Genomic DNA, 14,356 nt, shown 5'->3' with positions numbered 1-14,356 from the left:
TCCGGATGCCCGCCCCATGAGCTGGACCACCATCATCGTCCTTGGCCTGATCGTCCTGCTGCTGCTCTGGCTGATGGCCAGCTACAACCGGATGGTCGCGCTGCGCCAGGCCACGGGGCAGGCCTGGAGCGACGTCACCGTCCAGCTCAAGCAGCGCAACGACCTCATCCCGAACCTGGTCGAGACGGTGAAGGGCTATGCCGCGCACGAGCGCGGCACGCTGGAGGCGGTGGTCCAGGCCCGCAACGCCGCGCTGCGCGCGCAGGGGGACCCGCAATCCGCCGCCGCGGCCGAGGGCCAGCTCCAGGGCGCGCTGCGTCAGCTCTTCGCGCTGTCGGAAGCCTATCCGGACCTGAAGGCCAACCAGAACTTCCTCCAGCTCCAGGCGGAGCTGTCGGACATCGAGAACAAGATCGCCGCCGCCCGGCGCTTCTTCAACAACAGCGTCGCCGAGTACAACTCCGCGATCCAGCAGATCCCGGCGGCCTTCTTCGCCGGCGCGATGGGCTTCCAGCCGCGCGGCTTCTTCGAGCTGCCCGAGGCGGAGATGGCCGCGGTGCAGGCGGCGCCGGCGGTGAAGTTCTGATCCCATGCGCGCGGTCGGCCTGAAGACCTACATCTGGAACAACGGTCTCCGGTCGATCCTGCTGCTCGCGGGCTTTCCCTTCCTGCTGGCCATGCTGGCCTTCGCGGTCGCGCTGATGGGCGCGGCCGACGATCGCCGCGGCGTCGCGCACGGCTTCCGCGCGGCCCTGGCGGCCTGGCCGGGCTACCTCGCCTTCGGCCTCGTCGTCGCGGGCCTCTGGTTCCTCGTCGCGTGGTGGGCGAACCAGAAGATCCTGGACCTCGTGACCGGCGCGCATCCGGTCACGCGGCAGGATGAGCCGCGGCTGTGGAACACGCTGGAGAACCTGTGCATCGCGCGCGGCCTGCCGATGCCGCGCCTCGCCGTGATCGAGACGGAGGCGCGCAACGCCTTTGCCAGTGGGCTGCGCCGCGACCGGGGCGCGGTGACCGTCACGCGTGGGCTGGCCGACGCGCTGGACGACCGCGAACTGGCGGCCGTGCTGGCGCACGAGCTGACGCATATCCGAAACGGCGACGCGCGGCTGGCGGTCGTCGCCGCCGTCTTCGCCGGCATCATCAGCCTGACCGCCGAGCTTCTGCTGCGCGGCGTGCGCTTCGGCTCCTCCTCCCGGCGCAACGGCGGCAGCGGCGGTGCCGGCTGGCTGGCGCTGCTCGCGCTGCTGATCGCGGCGCTGGCCTGGGGGCTGGCCGGGGCGCTGCGCCTCGCCCTGTCGCGCAACCGCGAGTTCCTGGCCGATGCCGGCTCGGTGGAGCTGACCCAGGATGCGGACGCGATGATCACCGCGCTGCGCAAGGTGTCGGGACATTCGGACATGCCCGGCGTGCCCGCGCAGGTGCGGGCCATGTTCCTCGACGACGAGAAGGGGGTCTCGCCACGCTGGTGGGAGGCGACCCATCCCCCGCTGGAGGACCGCATCGCCGCGCTGGTGCGCTATGCCGGCGGTCATGACCCCGGGCCGCTGCCGGAACCGGCCGCCCCGCCCGCACCGGCAGGGGCGGAGCAGCCGGGGGCCACGCCCTCACCCTGGGGCCCGCTTCCCGGGGCCATGGGGGGAGTCTGGGGGCCGCTGGCCGGCGATCCGCACGGGGCCGTCGATGCCGACGCCACCCTGCCGCCGCGCCGTCCCAGCCCCTGGGGCGCATCCCCGCCCCCGCCCGCGTCTCCGTCCGGCGGGGGCTGAGCCCCGCCGGCCCGCCGGGCCGGGGAGGCCGGGCGCCGGCCACCCCATTGCTGTGGGGCGCGATGCCCCGTGCGGTGGCGTCATCTCAACCGACGGTGGGAGGACCTGACCCGTCGTGCTGCCGTGTTCCGGCGGTGGACCGGGAGGGGACGCCGTCCCCTCCCAGACCCTCCCCTGCCGGGGCCACAAGCGGGCCCCGGTCCCCGCTGGGAGTTGGCTCGGGGTGGTGGGCGTCAGCCTCCGGGCTGATTCCAGGGAGAGCGCGGACAGGCGGGACTCTGAAAAAGCTCAGAAGGCGTCAGCGCACGCTGCGGCCGTACCCGCCGAGGAGCCATGCTCCTCGGCGCCTCGATCCCGTCGCGGCCATCCGCGCGGCAGCGCTCCTCGGGTCCAGGGGCTCTGCTCCTGGCGGAGTGGGGGTATCGGGGGCGAGGCAGAGCCTTGCCCCCGGGCCACGGGTGCCACGCCGGCATGGCTCAAGGCATCCTGCCATCCGTATCAGGGCCGCCAGGGCAGGGTGCCCGCCGGCAGGTGACGGGCCGAGAGCGTTGCCAGGCCCATCAGCCCCGCCACCAGCAGCAGCGCCACCAGCGACACCGCCGCAGCCTGCGGACCCTGCCCGCCATCCTGCAGGTTGAACACCAGCACCCCGAGGGTCTGCGACCCCGGCCCGTGCAGGAGCACGGAGATCGTCACCTCGTTCACCGCCAGCAGCGCCACCATGATCCCGCCTGCCGCCAGGGCGGGCGCGAGGGGCGGCAGGTGGATGGCGGTCAACCGCAGCCAGGTCCCGGCGCCCAGGCCGCGGGCGGCCTCGTCCAGCCGGGGGTCCAGCCGCGTGGCCGCCGCGGCGACGGGGCGCAGCGCGAGCGCCTGGAAGCGGGCGAGGTAGGCGAAGAGGATCAGCCACAGCGTCCCGTAGGTCCAGCCGCCGCCCGGCACGCCCAGCGCCAGCAGCAGGGCGGAGATGGCGGTACAGCCGCCGGGCAGGGCATAGGCCATGTCGGCGGCGACCGCCCCGATCCGCACGGCGCGGGCCCGCAGGCTCAGCGCCACCGGCAGCGAGGCGACGGCGAGCAGCAGCGCCGCCGTCCCCGCCAGCAGCAGCGAGTGGCCGAGGGCGGACAGCGTCTGCGAGCCGGGGGCGAAGGCGGCGGACCAGTGCCGCAGCGTCACGGTGGTGACGGCCAGCGGTACCCCGAGGGCCGGGACGGCGGAGGCCGCCGCCAGGGACAGCAGCGGCAGCAGCAGCACCACGGCCAGGCCCAACCAGAGCAGCCCCGCCCCCAGCCGCGCGCCGCGCCCGGCGGGAAGCGGCTCGAAGGGCCGGCCGGAGGGCAGTCCCTCGCGCCCCGTGGCGAGGCGCTGCGCCAGCAGGCCCGGCAGGGCGAGGGCGGCCAGCAGCAGCGACAGCGCCGCCGCCTGCCCCAGCGCCCCGACGCCGGTGCCCGACAGGCGCTGCCAGATCAGCACCGGCAGGGTGGGGTAGCGCGCCGGGATGCCCAGCAGGGCGGCGATGCCGAAATTGCCGAGCGCCGCGACCCAGGCCAGCCCCGCGCCAGCCAGCAGCCCCGGCCAGAGCAGCGGCCAGACCGCCCGCCGCAGCGCTTCCGGCCCGGAGGCCCCGAGGCCGCGCGCGGCGGTCAGCAGCTCGCCCGGAACGCGGCGCAGCAGCGCGGCCACGGCCAGCAGCACCAATGGCGCCCCTTGCAGCCCCAGCAGCAGGATGATCCCCCCGGGCCCGTGCAGCGGATTGGGCGTGCCGAGCGGCGGCGCGACGCCGACGGCCAGCAGCACGGGGGAGGAGGGGCCCAGCGCCTGGGAGAAGCCCAGCGCCAGCACCTGCGGCGGCACCAGCACCGGCAGGATGGCGAGGAAGAGCAGGACCCGCCGCGCGGGCGGCGCCCGCAGCAGCAGCAGGGAGGCGAGCGCCCCGCCCAGGGCTGTGGCCAGCAGGGTCGAGCCCGTGGCCACCACCAGGCTGCGCCAGGCGGCGCGCCAGACGGCGCCATCCGCGGGCAGCAGGGCCAGGGCGGGACCCGACGCCTCGGCCAGCAGGCGCAGCAGAGGGGCGGCGCCGACCACCAGGAGCCAGGCCAGGGCCCCCAGCGCCAGCCCCGGCAGCGCGCCGGAGACCGAAGGGGACGGGAAGTGACGCGGCCCCGGCGCCGCCGCACCCGACACCCGCCGGGCGGCTGTTCCTGCCGTCATCGAACTCCCGTCGGATCCCCTGCCGTTACGGCTCCACCAGCGTGTTGAAGCGGCGCAGCGCCGCCTCGCTCTCCGCCGCGGCGGCGGCCGCGTCAAGCGGCAGGATGCGGAGGGAGGCCGTGGGCGGGAAGCCGGGGGGCGGCGCGACCTCTGGATCGGCGGGCAGGAAGCCCTGCTTCGCCGCCAGCGCCTGGCCCTCGGGCGAGAGCAGGAAGGAGACGAAGGCGATCGCGGCAGGGGCGTTCCGGGTGGTGGACAGGATCGCGGCCGGCTCCGTCACCGCGCTCACCCCTTCCTCCGGCGCCACCCAGCGGATCGGGGCGCCGCGCGCCGCCTCGCGGATGGTCAGGTAGTCCACGGCGATGCCGAAGGCGCGCTCGCCCGTCTGCACCGCCTGCAGCACCTGGCCGTTGCCGCCGCGCGGCTGCAGCCCGTTCTTCACCAGCGCCGCGATGTAGTCCCAGCCCAGCCCCGGCGCGGCCGCGAGGGACTGGACATGGATCGCCGCCGCGCCGGAGACGCTGGGCGAGGGCATGGCGACGAGGTTCTTCGCCTCGGGCCGCAGCAGGTCGGCCCAGCGGGCGGGGACGAAGGGGGCGCGGGCGTTCACCGCGATGCCGGTGGTGATGAGCTTGGTCGCGAAGTAGCGCCGCCGCCGGTCGTGGCGCTCGGCGGGGATGCGGCCGATCGCCACCTCCGGGCTCTCGCGCAGGCGGCCCTCGGCCGCCAGCCCCTCGAAGGTCAGCGCATCGGCCAGCAGCAGCACGTCGGCGCGCGGGGTGCCGGCCGCGATCTCGGCCCGCAGCCGCGGCAGGATCTGGTTGGTGCCGCCGCGGATCCATTCCACCTGCACGCCGGGATGCAGCTTGCGGAACGCCTCGGCCGTCTGCGCCGCATCGGGCTCGAGCTGGCTGGTGTAGAGGGTCAGCGTCCCGGAGAGCGGCGCCGCCCCCGCGGCCGGGCTCCCGCTTCCCTGCGCATGGGAGGCGGCAGGGAGGGTGGCCGCGGCGAGGCAGGCGGCGGCTCCCAGCAGCATGGCGCGGCGCATCATCGTGGTCCCGTTCCCGGTTGGCTGGCGCGGTGTGATGGCGCCCGGCGAAGGGGCTGGGAAGAGGGGTTCGATGAAGACTGCGTGACGCCTGACCGCGCCGTGGCGCTCCCGCCGCGTCAGGCGGTGGCCGGGGGCAGCCGCGCGCCGCGCTGCGGGATGGCTGGGAGGGGCAGGGCGGGGCAGGCCGGGGGGGCAGCCGGGTCAGCGGCGGCCGGTGCGGCCAGGGCATGCGCGACGAGGAGGGGCGACGCCACGATGGCGGCGTGGTCCACCGGCGGCTTGGCCTTCCCCGGGCCCGAATGCGGCAGGTGCATGAAGTTGGCGCTGGCGCTGGCACGGGCGATCAGCGCCTGCATCGCCGGGTTGTGCTGCCCGTCCTCGGCCGTCAGGGCGTCCATCGGGCAGAAGTATTCGTGGGCCTGCGGCGTCTGGTGCAGGGCAAAGCCTTCGTAATGGCGCGACTTCAGGCCGAACAGGACCCGGACGTCCCGCACCGGCAGGGTGAGGTTCTCCGTGGGTTCCTGCCGAAGCAGCCGCATCAGCTTCCAGCGCGGGGTCGGGTCGCCGGGCTGGACCGGCGCCAGCAGCCAGCCCACGGGGCAGACCACCAGCAGCGAGGTCGTGGAGGGCGCGAAGCGGGAGCGCTTGTCCAGCAGGTTCTGCAGCGAGGAGCAGGCCTCGATGCACAGGATGTCGACATAGGGATCGGCCGGGTCGGGGGAGACATGCAGCCACAGCCCGTCCGGCAGTGTCCTGAGGCGGCTGGCGCCAGGCAGCTTGAGGAAGGGCTGGCCGGCCGTCGCCGGGTCGCCGGGGCGGCCGCGCAGCCAGGTGCCCGGTTGCTTGAAGGTCGTGGCCGCGCCCGGCGGCCGTTGCGGCCATTGCTGGAGTCGGCGGCGTACCAGGTCATCCAGCGATATATGTCTGGAATCGTAACAAATTTCCCCATCCGCCACGAGAATTATCCCCCGGAACTCAACTTATAGAGGAACAAAATGCCAAAAAATTGACAAAAGACAAGCATAAGGAGTTGTTCGATTAACCATGCTCGCAAAGGTTGAAATCACATTTTCGTGATAACTTGATCGTGACTTGAATATCCGTTCGGCGATTTTTGCCGTGATCTTCCCTTAATCAGGTGCTTGGCCGTCGTTGTTGTGGCACCACGGCAGAATCTCGTTCGCGCAACAAAAAAGCCCGCCGCACCAAGCGACGGGCTTGCAGGCCGGAAAGGCCGCTGGAAGCGAGTCGGGCGCTGCCGCCCGACCCCCCTGGATCAGCCGCGCTGGTCGAGGCTGACGAAATCACGCGTGGTGGCGCCGGTATAGACCTGCCGCGGGCGGCCGATGCGCTGCGCCGGATCCTCGATCATCTCCTTCCACTGGCTCACCCAGCCCACGGTGCGGGCCACGGCGAAGAGCACGGTGAACATGTGGGTGGGGATGCCCATCGCCTTGAGGATGATGCCGGAATAGAAGTCCACGTTCGGGTACAGCTTGCGGCTGATGAAGTATTCGTCCGACAGGGCGATCCGCTCCATCTCCACCGCCATGTCGAGCAGCGGCTCGTCCTTGATGCCCAGCTCCGCCAGCACCTCGTGGCAGGTCGCCTGCATGATCTTCGCGCGCGGGTCGAAGTTCTTGTAGACCCGGTGGCCGAAGCCCATCAGCTTCACGCCCGAGTGCTTGTCCTTCACCTTCTCGATGAAGGCCGGGATGTTCTCCGGGCTGCCGATCTCGGTCAGCATCTTCAGCACCGCCTCGTTGGCGCCGCCATGGGCGGGGCCCCACAGCGCGGCGATGCCGGCGGCGATGCAGGCGAAGGGGTTGGCGCCGGTCGAGCCCGCCAGCCGCACCGTCGAGGTGGAGGCGTTCTGCTCGTGGTCGGCGTGCAGGACCAGGATGCGGTCCATGGCGCGGGCCAGGACCGGGCTGACCTTGTATTCCTCCGCCGGCACGGCGTTGAGCATGTACAGGAAGTTCTCGGCGTAGCTCAGGTCGTTGCGCGGATACACGAAGGGCTGGCCGATCGAGTACTTGTAGGCCCAGGCCGCGATCGTCGGCACCTTGGCGATCAGGCGGAAGGCCGCGATCTCGCGCTGCTGCGGGTCGTTGATGTCCAGGCTGTCGTGATAGAAGGCGGAGAGGGCGCCGACCACGCCGCACAGGATGGCCATCGGGTGCGCGTCGCGGCGGAAGCCGTCGAAGAAGCGGCGCAGCTGCTCGTGCACCATCGTGTGCATCGTCACGCCGCGGCGGAACTTCTCCAGCTCCTCCTTGGTGGGCAGCTCGCCATAGAGCAGGAGGTAGGAGACCTCGACGAAGTCGGACTTCTCCGCGAGCTGCTCGATCGGATAGCCGCGGTAGAGCAGCACGCCCTGGTCGCCGTCGATGTAGGTGATCTTGCTGTCGCAGGCCGCGGTCATGCCGAAGCCCGGATCGAAGGTGAAGATGCCGAGGTCGGCGTAGATCTTGCGGATGTCCGCGACCGCCGGACCGATCGAGCCCTGGATCAGGGGAGCCGAACTGCTGCGGTTCGATCCGTCGACCGTGATCGTGACGGACCCGTTGGCATTGGTGCTCATGGCCTGATTCCTCGGACTGGGTTCGGCCAGCCCCGCCTGGACGGGGGGCGTCCCCGGGATGTTGCAGTGCAAATATGCCCCGGTGCCGGGGCTTGTCCATCCGGACCGGTGCGGTCCGTCCCCGCAGGGTCGCGCGGCGCTCAGCGCCCGTGCCACCCCTGCGGCAGGCGGCCGCCCCGGGCCCAGAGGCCACGCCCGGACGTCCTCGCGGCCGTCTCCTGCTCCTCGAAATCGTCGGAGGAGGCGAGGGCCCAGCCTTCGGCGACCAGCACCCGGTTGATCGCCGTCCCGCCGGCCTCGCAAAGGCCGTAGGCCCGGCGGAAGGCATCGTGCCGCTCCACCCGGCAGGTCAGCGGCCGTTCCGCCACCATCTCCGCCAGCCGCTCGGCCGCGCGGGCGCCGCAATCGAAGCTGCGGCCCGCCGGGTCGGAGCAGGACTGGCCGCGCACGGGCGCCTCCACCCCCTCGAGCCGCACGACGCGGTCGCCCAGGCGAAGCGTCTCCCCGTCCACCACGCGCACCTCGCCCGGCGTCACCGTCAGGCGCTGCTCGCTGGGCGCGGAGCCGAGCAGGTTGGTGGGGATCCCCACCCCGGAGAACAGCGCGACCACCACGACCGCCGCGGCGACGAGGAACAGGCCCCGCCAGCGGCGTGGTTGGGGGGCGGGCCGGAAGATGCGTCGACGTTGCAGCACGCTGCGGTGCCTACCAAACCCGCCGCGCGCCCGACAAGGGCGCGCAGCACGCCGGGGCGGAACCGTTGCGCGGGCGGTATCGCCGCGGGGTGCCGCCCCGGGCGCAGGGGCGGGGACGCCGCCACCGCCCGGCCGCCGGGCCCGGGGGCCCCGGGTGCCGCCGGACCGGATGCCGCCGGACCGGGCGGCCGGCTGACCGGGCGACTGCCGGACCGCGTGGCTGCCGGACCGGGGGGGGCTGCTTGACGCGCCCGGCCGCGCGCGGCCTGCTGTCGCCGCCCCCCTGGGAACCCCCGCGCTTGCGACCCTGGACCCTGCTGCACAGCCGCACCGCGCTGCGCGACCGCTGGATCGACGTCACCGCGGACGCGGTGGAGGATGCGCGTGGCCATCGCCTGGATCCCTTCTATACCCTCGCCTATCCCGACTGGGTGCAGGTGGTGGCGCTGACCGCGGACGACCGGCTGGTGCTCGTCCGCCAGTACCGCCACGGGCTGCGCGGCCCCTCGCTGGAGCTGCCGGCGGGCGGCGTCGACGGCGACGAGGAGCCCTTGGCGGCCGGCGCGCGCGAGCTGATGGAGGAGACGGGCCACCAGGCCGTGGAGTGGCGGCACGTCGCCACCCTCTCGCCCAACACGGCGACGCACCGCAACCGCTGCCACAGCCTCCTCGCCCTGGGCTGCCGCCGGGTCGCCGAGCCGGCGCCGGGACCGGGCGAGGACATCGCCGTGGAGCTGCATCCCTGGCGGGAGGTGCTGGACCGCCTGCACGAGGGGCTGCTGCCCCAGGCCATGCATGTCTCCGCCCTGCTGCTGGCCGCGCGCCGGCTGGGATGGCTGACCGTCAAGGAAGAAACACCATGAGCGAGATCCGCATCGTCCCGCTGGAGCCGCGCCACCGCGCCGACTGGGAGCGGCTCTATGCGGGCTACGCCGAATTCTACCGCGTGGCCCAGACCCCGGAGATGCGCGCGCGCGTCTGGGCCTGGATCCTGGACCCGGCGCATGAGACGGAGGCGCTGATCGCCGAGGACGCGGCGGGCCGCGCCGTCGGCCTCGCGCATTTCCGCGCCTTCGCCCGGCCGCTCTCCGCCACGACCGGCGGTTTCCTGGACGATCTCTTCGTCGATCCCCAGATGCGGGGGAAGGGCGTGGCCGACGCGCTTCTCGCGGCGCTGGCTGCCGAGGCACGGACCCGCGGCTGGTCGGTGGTCCGCTGGATCACGGCCGAGGACAATTCGAGGGCGCGGGCGGTCTACGACCGCACCGCGAAGCTGACCGCATGGCGAATGTACGACATGCCACCGGCGCAGGGCTGACCCGGCGCGCGGCGCTGGGGGCCACGCCCGGCCTGCTGCTGGCCGCCGCCGCTGCCGCGGCGCCCGAGGCCCGTGCCGTCTGGCACGATGCGCGGCGTGCGCGCGACATCCCCGTGCTGATCCGCGAGCCCGCGGGCGACGGCCCGGCCCCCACGGTGCTGATCAGCCATGGGCTGGGCGGTTCACGCGACGGGCTCGGCTACCTCGGCCGGGCGCTGGCCGAGGCGGGCTTCCTGGCCATCCATCTCCAGCATCCGGGCACCGACGACAGCCTGTGGCGCGCGGGGGACCGCACGGCCTTCGCGGCGGCCGCGCTGGATGTCGGCCGCGCCGTGGACCGGCTGCAGGACGTGCTCTTCGCGCTGGACCGGCTGCCGCCGCGCGCCGACCCGCAGCGCCTGTCCATCGCCGGGCATTCCTACGGCGCCTGGGTGGTGCAGCACATGCTGGGCCAGCGCATCCCCGGTGGGGCGCGCGGCCTGCCCCTGCCGGAGCGCCGCCTGAAGGCGGGTGTCGCGCTCTCCCCCATCGTGGCCCGCGGGCTGCCGCCCCGGCTGGCCTATGGCGGCTATGCCGCGCCGATGCTGTTCGTCACCGGGACGGCCGATGACGGCTGGCTGGAGGGCGTGCGGGCCGTGCAGCGCCGCGAGCCCTTCGAGCAGTCGGAGGTGCCTGGCGCGCTGGCGGTGCTGGACGGCGCGGTGCATGCCTCCTTCGCGGACGAGCCGGCGGCCGGCGCCCGCTGGTCCGACCCGACCTATCACGAGCGCGCCGCCGGGCTGACGGTCGCCTTCCTGCGCGCCACGCTGGAGGGCGATGCGAGGGCGATCCGTTTCCTCCGCGCCGCCGGGGCGGGGCTGCTGCGCCCGGGGGACGAGCTGCTGACGCGCGGGCTCTGACGGCGCGCCCCGCGCCGCCGGGACGGCAGGGGGGGGGTCCGCAGGCGGGGCCATCCGCCACCGGGGTGGATGAACCGGCGGGCAGGCGGCCATGCCTGTCCACCCCCCCCGGGCCGTCTTGCGACGCGCGGCCGCATCGGCTCAAACGGCGCGCGACCGCCGCTGGCGGGGAGGCGCGTCAGAGCGGCGAGACGAGGCCCGCATGCCCGACTTCACCTTGGAAAGCGCTGCCGGCGGGCTCGTCGCCGGGGTGGACGAGGCGGGCCGCGGACCGCTCGCCGGCCCGGTCCTGGCGGGCGCCGTGGTGTTCCGCCGCGCCCCCCCGGGCGCGCTGGCCGCGCTGCTGGACGACAGCAAGCGCCTCGATGCCCGCCGGCGCGAAGCCGCCTTCGCCGCGCTGCGCGCCGCCGCCCGTGCAGGCGAGGCGCGGATCGGCTGGGGCGCCGCCACGGCCGCCGAGATCGGCGCGCTCAACATCCTGCGCGCCACGCATCTCGCCATGCGCCGCGCGGTGGCCCGGCTGGGCCTGCCGCCCGATCTTGCCCTGGTGGACGGCAACATGGCGCCGCGGCCGCCGCACCACCTGCCCTGCGCCGTGCGCTGCGTGGTGAAGGGCGACGGCCTCTCGCTGTCCATCGCCGCCGCCTCCATCGTGGCGAAGGTGCTGCGCGACCGTGCCATGGTGCGCTTCGATGCGCGTCATCCCGGCTATGGCTTCGCGCTGCACGCCGGGTACCCGACGCCCGCGCATCGCGCTGCGCTGGAGCGGCTCGGCCCCTGTCCGCAGCACCGGCGCGGCTTCGCGCCCGTGGAGGCGGCGTGGGCGCGCGTCGCGGCAAGTGCCGCGCGGGACGACGTCGCGGCAAGTGCCGCGCGGGACGACGTCGCGGCAAGTGCCGCGAGGAATGGCCTGTCCGCCGCGTCGCCCGCCCGCGTCGCCGCGTCGCACCCCGCCGACTCACCCGCCATGCCCGTGGAATCCCTGGATTTGCTGGGGTTCCCGAGGCCCGCTTGACGCCGCGAGTCGCCCTCGCGCAACTTGCCGACTCGGGGGACGCCCCCCGGGGGCACGAGGGGGAGTTGCGACGCTTGGGGACCGGAATCGACCTGACGCTGGACCAGATTCTGGTCGGCGATTGCCTCGACATGCTCCGGTCCCTGCCGCCGGCCTCGGTGCATGCGATCTTCGCGGACCCGCCCTACAACCTGCAGCTCAAGGGCGACCTGAAGCGCCCCGAGGGCGGCATGGTGGACGGGGTGGACGACGCCTGGGACCGCTTCGACAGCTTCCCCGCCTATGACGCCTTCACCCGCGCCTGGCTGACCGAGTGTCGCCGCGTGCTGCGCAAGGACGGCACGATCTGGGTGATCGGCGCCTACCACAACGTCTTCCGCCTCGGCACGGCGTTGCAGGACCTCGGCTACTGGATCCTGAACGACGTGATCTGGCGCAAGTCGAACCCCATGCCGAACTTCCGCGGCCGCCGCTTCACCAACGCGCACGAGACGCTGATCTGGGCCTCGCGCGGTCCCGAGAGCCGCTACCGGTTCAACTACGCCGCCATGAAGGCGCTGAACGACGACCTGCAGATGCGCAGCGACTGGCTGATCCCGCTCTGCACCGGCGGCGAACGGCTGCGCGACGCGGCGGGGCGCAAGGTGCATCCGACGCAGAAGCCGGAGGCGCTGCTGCACCGGGTGATCCTGTCCTGCACCTCGCCCGGCGAGGTGGTGCTGGACCCCTTTCTGGGCAGCGGCACGACGGCGGCGGTGGCGAAGCGGCTCGGCCGCCGCTTCGTCGGCATCGAGCGCGACCCGGACTACGCCGCCGCCGCCCAGGCCCGGCTGGACGCGATCGAGCCGCTGCCGGAAAGCCTCGCCCTCGCCCTGCCGGCGAAGCGCGAGCAGCCGCGCATCCCCTTCGGCACGCTGGTCGAGCGCGGGCTGGTCCCGGCGGGATCGAAGCTGACCGACCGGCACCGGCGCTGGAAGGCGGAGGTGGGCGCGGACGGGACGCTGCGCTGCGGCCGCGTCACCGGCTCGATCCACAAGGTCGGCGCGGAGGTGCAGGAGGCGCCGACCTGCAATGGCTGGACCTTCTGGCACGTCGAGCGCCGCGACGGCTCGCTGCGCGTGCTGGACGAGTACCGCGCGGAGGTCGCGGGGGGCTGAGGGCCGCCCCCCGGACCCGTCGCGTCAGCCCCGCCGCGCCAGCGCCACGCCCGCCAGCGCCAGCCCGGTCTTGACCAGCGTGCCGGGGATGAACAGCACGAAGCCCGCCAGCAGCGCCTTCTCCATCCCGACGAAGCCGGCCAGCCAGGCCACGCCCGGCAGGAAGACCAGCAGGTGCGCCGCCAGCAGCGTCGCGCCCGTCCGCAGCCAGCCGCCGCGCGCTTGGCCCGCGACCCAGGCGGCGGGCAGGAAGCCCAGCAGGTAGCCCGCGGTCGGGCCCATCAGCACGGCCGGCCCGGCGGTGCCGCCGGCGAAGACCGGCAGGCCCAGCGCGCCCTGGGCGAGGGTGAGCGCGACCGCGGCGGCGCCGAGCCGGGAGCCGCCCAGCGCGCCGAGCAGCAGCACGGCCAGGGTCTGCAGCGTGGCGGGCACCGGCCAGAAGGGCACGGCCACCTGCGCCGAGGCGGCGAGCACGCCGGAGCCGAGCAGGGCAAGGCCCAGGAAGCGCAGGGCGCCGCGCGGCCGGGCGAGGGCGGGGGTCAGGCTGGTGGTCACAGGCGTCTCCGTGTGGGGCGGGGCGCAGGTGCCACGCCCGCGGCGGCCTCGTCCAGCGCCAGCAGCCGGCGCATCAGCGTGGGCAGTGCGGCGCGGGCCTCGGCCTCGGGCAGCCAGAACAGGCCCGGCGGGGCAGGGGTGTCCACCCGTGCCGTCAGCAGCCGCATCTCCACGTCCATATGGGTGAAGCCGTGTCGTGCGGTTCCCGGCGCCTCCCGCCACGCCGCCGGCAGCGGGGCGTGCGGCAGCGCCTCCGCCGCCTCCCAAGGCCCGGATTCGCGCCAGGGCGTGCCGGGGATCTCCGCCATGCCGCCCAGCAGCCCCTCGGGCGGGCGGTGGCGCAACAGCAGCCGCCCCGCCGGGTCGCGCGCCAGGAAATGGGTGCCGTACCGCAGCCCCCGCGCCGCTTTCGGCGCCTTGACCGGCAGGCCGTCCTGCACCCCGGCCGCCCGCGCCGCGCAGGGCTCGCGCCAGGGGCACAGGGCGCAGGCGGGTCGGCGCGGGGTGCAGAGCGTGGCGCCGAGGTCGAACAGCGCCTGGGCGAAATCCCCCGGCCGCGCCACCACCTCCGCCTGGTCGAGGAAGCCGCGCGCCAGCAGCGCCAGCTTCGGCCGGGCGCCGGGCAGGGGATCGCGGATGGCGAAGAGGCGCGCCACCACCCGTTCCACGTTGCCGTCCACCGGCACGGCGGGCAGGCCGAAGCCGATCGCGGCCACGGCGGCGGCGGTATAGGCGCCGATGCCGGGCAGGGCGCGCAGCCCCGCCTCGCTCTCCGGGAAGCCGCCGCGCGCCGCCACCGCCTTCGCCGCCGCGTGCAGGTTGCGGGCGCGGGCGTAGTAGCCGAGCCCGGCCCATTCCGCCGCCACCGCCTCCCACGGCGCCGCCGCCAGCGCCTCCACCGTCGGGAAGCGCGCCAGGAAGCGCGCATAGCGCGGCCCCACCGCCGCCACCGTGGTCTGCTGCAGCATCACCTCCGACAGCCAGATGCGGTATGGGTCCGGGCTTCCGCCGCCGGGCGGCATGCGCCAGGGGAGGTCGCGCCGGTGCCGGTCGTACCAGGCGAGCAGGGCAGAGGCGGAGGGGTGCATATGGCTGCCAAGGA

Annotated in this window: 13 protein-coding genes and 1 pseudogene; 7 read left to right on the top strand and 7 right to left on the bottom strand. The window is 74.3% G+C overall.

Features of this window, described 5'->3' with window-relative positions; genetic code table 11:
* The first annotated feature begins 16 nt into the window (after positions 1-16).
* Both LPC08_RS12065 and LPC08_RS12060 read left to right on the top strand, forming a co-directional pair.
* The gene (locus LPC08_RS12065; protein ID WP_230452907.1) at positions 17-586 is read left to right on the top strand and encodes a LemA family protein; all 570 of its coding nucleotides are present in this window, start codon (positions 17-19) and stop codon (positions 584-586) included.
* A 4-nt stretch (positions 587-590) separates the two neighbouring features.
* A complete protein-coding gene (locus LPC08_RS12060) occupies positions 591-1,769 on the top strand; it encodes a M48 family metallopeptidase (RefSeq protein WP_230452906.1) in 1,179 nt (392 codons plus the stop codon).
* Positions 1,770-2,267: 498 nt separating this feature from the next.
* Here the strand turns inward: LPC08_RS12060 and LPC08_RS12055 are convergent, their stop codons facing one another.
* The 5 genes from LPC08_RS12055 to LPC08_RS12035 all read right to left on the bottom strand — a co-directional run bounded on the left by LPC08_RS12055 (position 2,268) and on the right by LPC08_RS12035 (position 8,310).
* Entirely contained in the window at positions 2,268-3,980 is a 1,713-nt protein-coding gene (locus tag LPC08_RS12055; RefSeq protein WP_230452905.1) for an ABC transporter permease, read from the bottom strand.
* Between the two features lie 25 nt (positions 3,981-4,005).
* Positions 4,006-5,031 (bottom strand): ABC transporter substrate-binding protein, encoded by a 1,026-nt coding sequence (locus LPC08_RS12050; RefSeq protein WP_230452904.1) that lies wholly within the window; start codon positions 5,029-5,031, stop codon positions 4,006-4,008.
* 116 nt (positions 5,032-5,147) lie between these two features.
* Positions 5,148-5,987 (bottom strand): hypothetical protein, encoded by an 840-nt coding sequence (locus LPC08_RS12045; protein WP_230452903.1) that lies wholly within the window; start codon positions 5,985-5,987, stop codon positions 5,148-5,150.
* 320 nt (positions 5,988-6,307) lie between these two features.
* On the bottom strand, positions 6,308-7,615 hold the full coding sequence (gene gltA, locus LPC08_RS12040; protein WP_230452902.1) for a citrate synthase: 1,308 nt from the start codon (positions 7,613-7,615) through the stop codon (positions 6,308-6,310).
* A gap of 140 nt (positions 7,616-7,755) precedes the next feature.
* The gene (locus LPC08_RS12035; RefSeq protein WP_230452901.1) at positions 7,756-8,310 is read right to left on the bottom strand and encodes a thermonuclease family protein; all 555 of its coding nucleotides are present in this window, start codon (positions 8,308-8,310) and stop codon (positions 7,756-7,758) included.
* A 299-nt stretch (positions 8,311-8,609) separates the two neighbouring features.
* Here LPC08_RS12035 and LPC08_RS12030 point away from each other — a divergent pair, with 299 nt between their 5' ends.
* The 5 genes and pseudogenes from LPC08_RS12030 to LPC08_RS12010 all read left to right on the top strand — a co-directional run bounded on the left by LPC08_RS12030 (position 8,610) and on the right by LPC08_RS12010 (position 12,699).
* Positions 8,610-9,173: an NUDIX hydrolase gene (locus LPC08_RS12030; RefSeq protein WP_230452900.1), complete on the top strand. Its 564-nt coding sequence runs from the start codon at positions 8,610-8,612 to the stop codon at positions 9,171-9,173.
* A complete protein-coding gene (locus tag LPC08_RS12025; RefSeq protein ID WP_230452899.1) occupies positions 9,170-9,628 on the top strand; it encodes a GNAT family N-acetyltransferase in 459 nt (152 codons plus the stop codon). Before LPC08_RS12030 ends, LPC08_RS12025 begins: the two co-directional genes overlap by 4 nt.
* Positions 9,592-10,527, top strand: coding sequence for an alpha/beta hydrolase family protein (locus LPC08_RS12020; protein ID WP_230452898.1), 936 nt, complete (start codon positions 9,592-9,594; stop codon positions 10,525-10,527). Before LPC08_RS12025 ends, LPC08_RS12020 begins: the two co-directional genes overlap by 37 nt.
* Positions 10,528-10,729: 202 nt before the next feature.
* A pseudogene (gene rnhB / locus LPC08_RS12015) lies at positions 10,730-11,338 on the top strand (ribonuclease HII); the annotation flags it as partial.
* Positions 11,339-11,616: 278 nt separating this feature from the next.
* The gene (locus tag LPC08_RS12010) at positions 11,617-12,699 is read left to right on the top strand and encodes a site-specific DNA-methyltransferase (protein WP_304622086.1); all 1,083 of its coding nucleotides are present in this window, start codon (positions 11,617-11,619) and stop codon (positions 12,697-12,699) included.
* Between the two features lie 24 nt (positions 12,700-12,723).
* Here the strand turns inward: LPC08_RS12010 and LPC08_RS12005 are convergent, their stop codons facing one another.
* Both LPC08_RS12005 and LPC08_RS12000 read right to left on the bottom strand, forming a co-directional pair.
* Positions 12,724-13,254, bottom strand: a complete 531-nt coding sequence (locus LPC08_RS12005; RefSeq protein WP_230452897.1) for a biotin transporter BioY — start codon at positions 13,252-13,254, stop codon at positions 12,724-12,726.
* Positions 13,251-14,342 carry an A/G-specific adenine glycosylase gene (locus LPC08_RS12000; protein WP_230452896.1) on the bottom strand — a complete coding sequence of 364 codons (1,092 nt, stop codon included), beginning with the start codon at positions 14,340-14,342 and terminating at the stop codon, positions 13,251-13,253. Before LPC08_RS12000 ends, LPC08_RS12005 begins: the two co-directional genes overlap by 4 nt.
* Positions 14,343-14,356 lie beyond the last annotated feature (14 nt).

Source organism: Roseomonas sp. OT10, assembly GCF_020991085.1.
In the GTDB taxonomy this organism is placed as follows: Bacteria; Pseudomonadota; Alphaproteobacteria; order Acetobacterales; family Acetobacteraceae; genus Roseomonas; species Roseomonas cutis.
The sequence above is the reverse complement of the archived record's forward strand: the minus strand, read 5'-3'. Positions and strand labels throughout refer to the sequence as shown.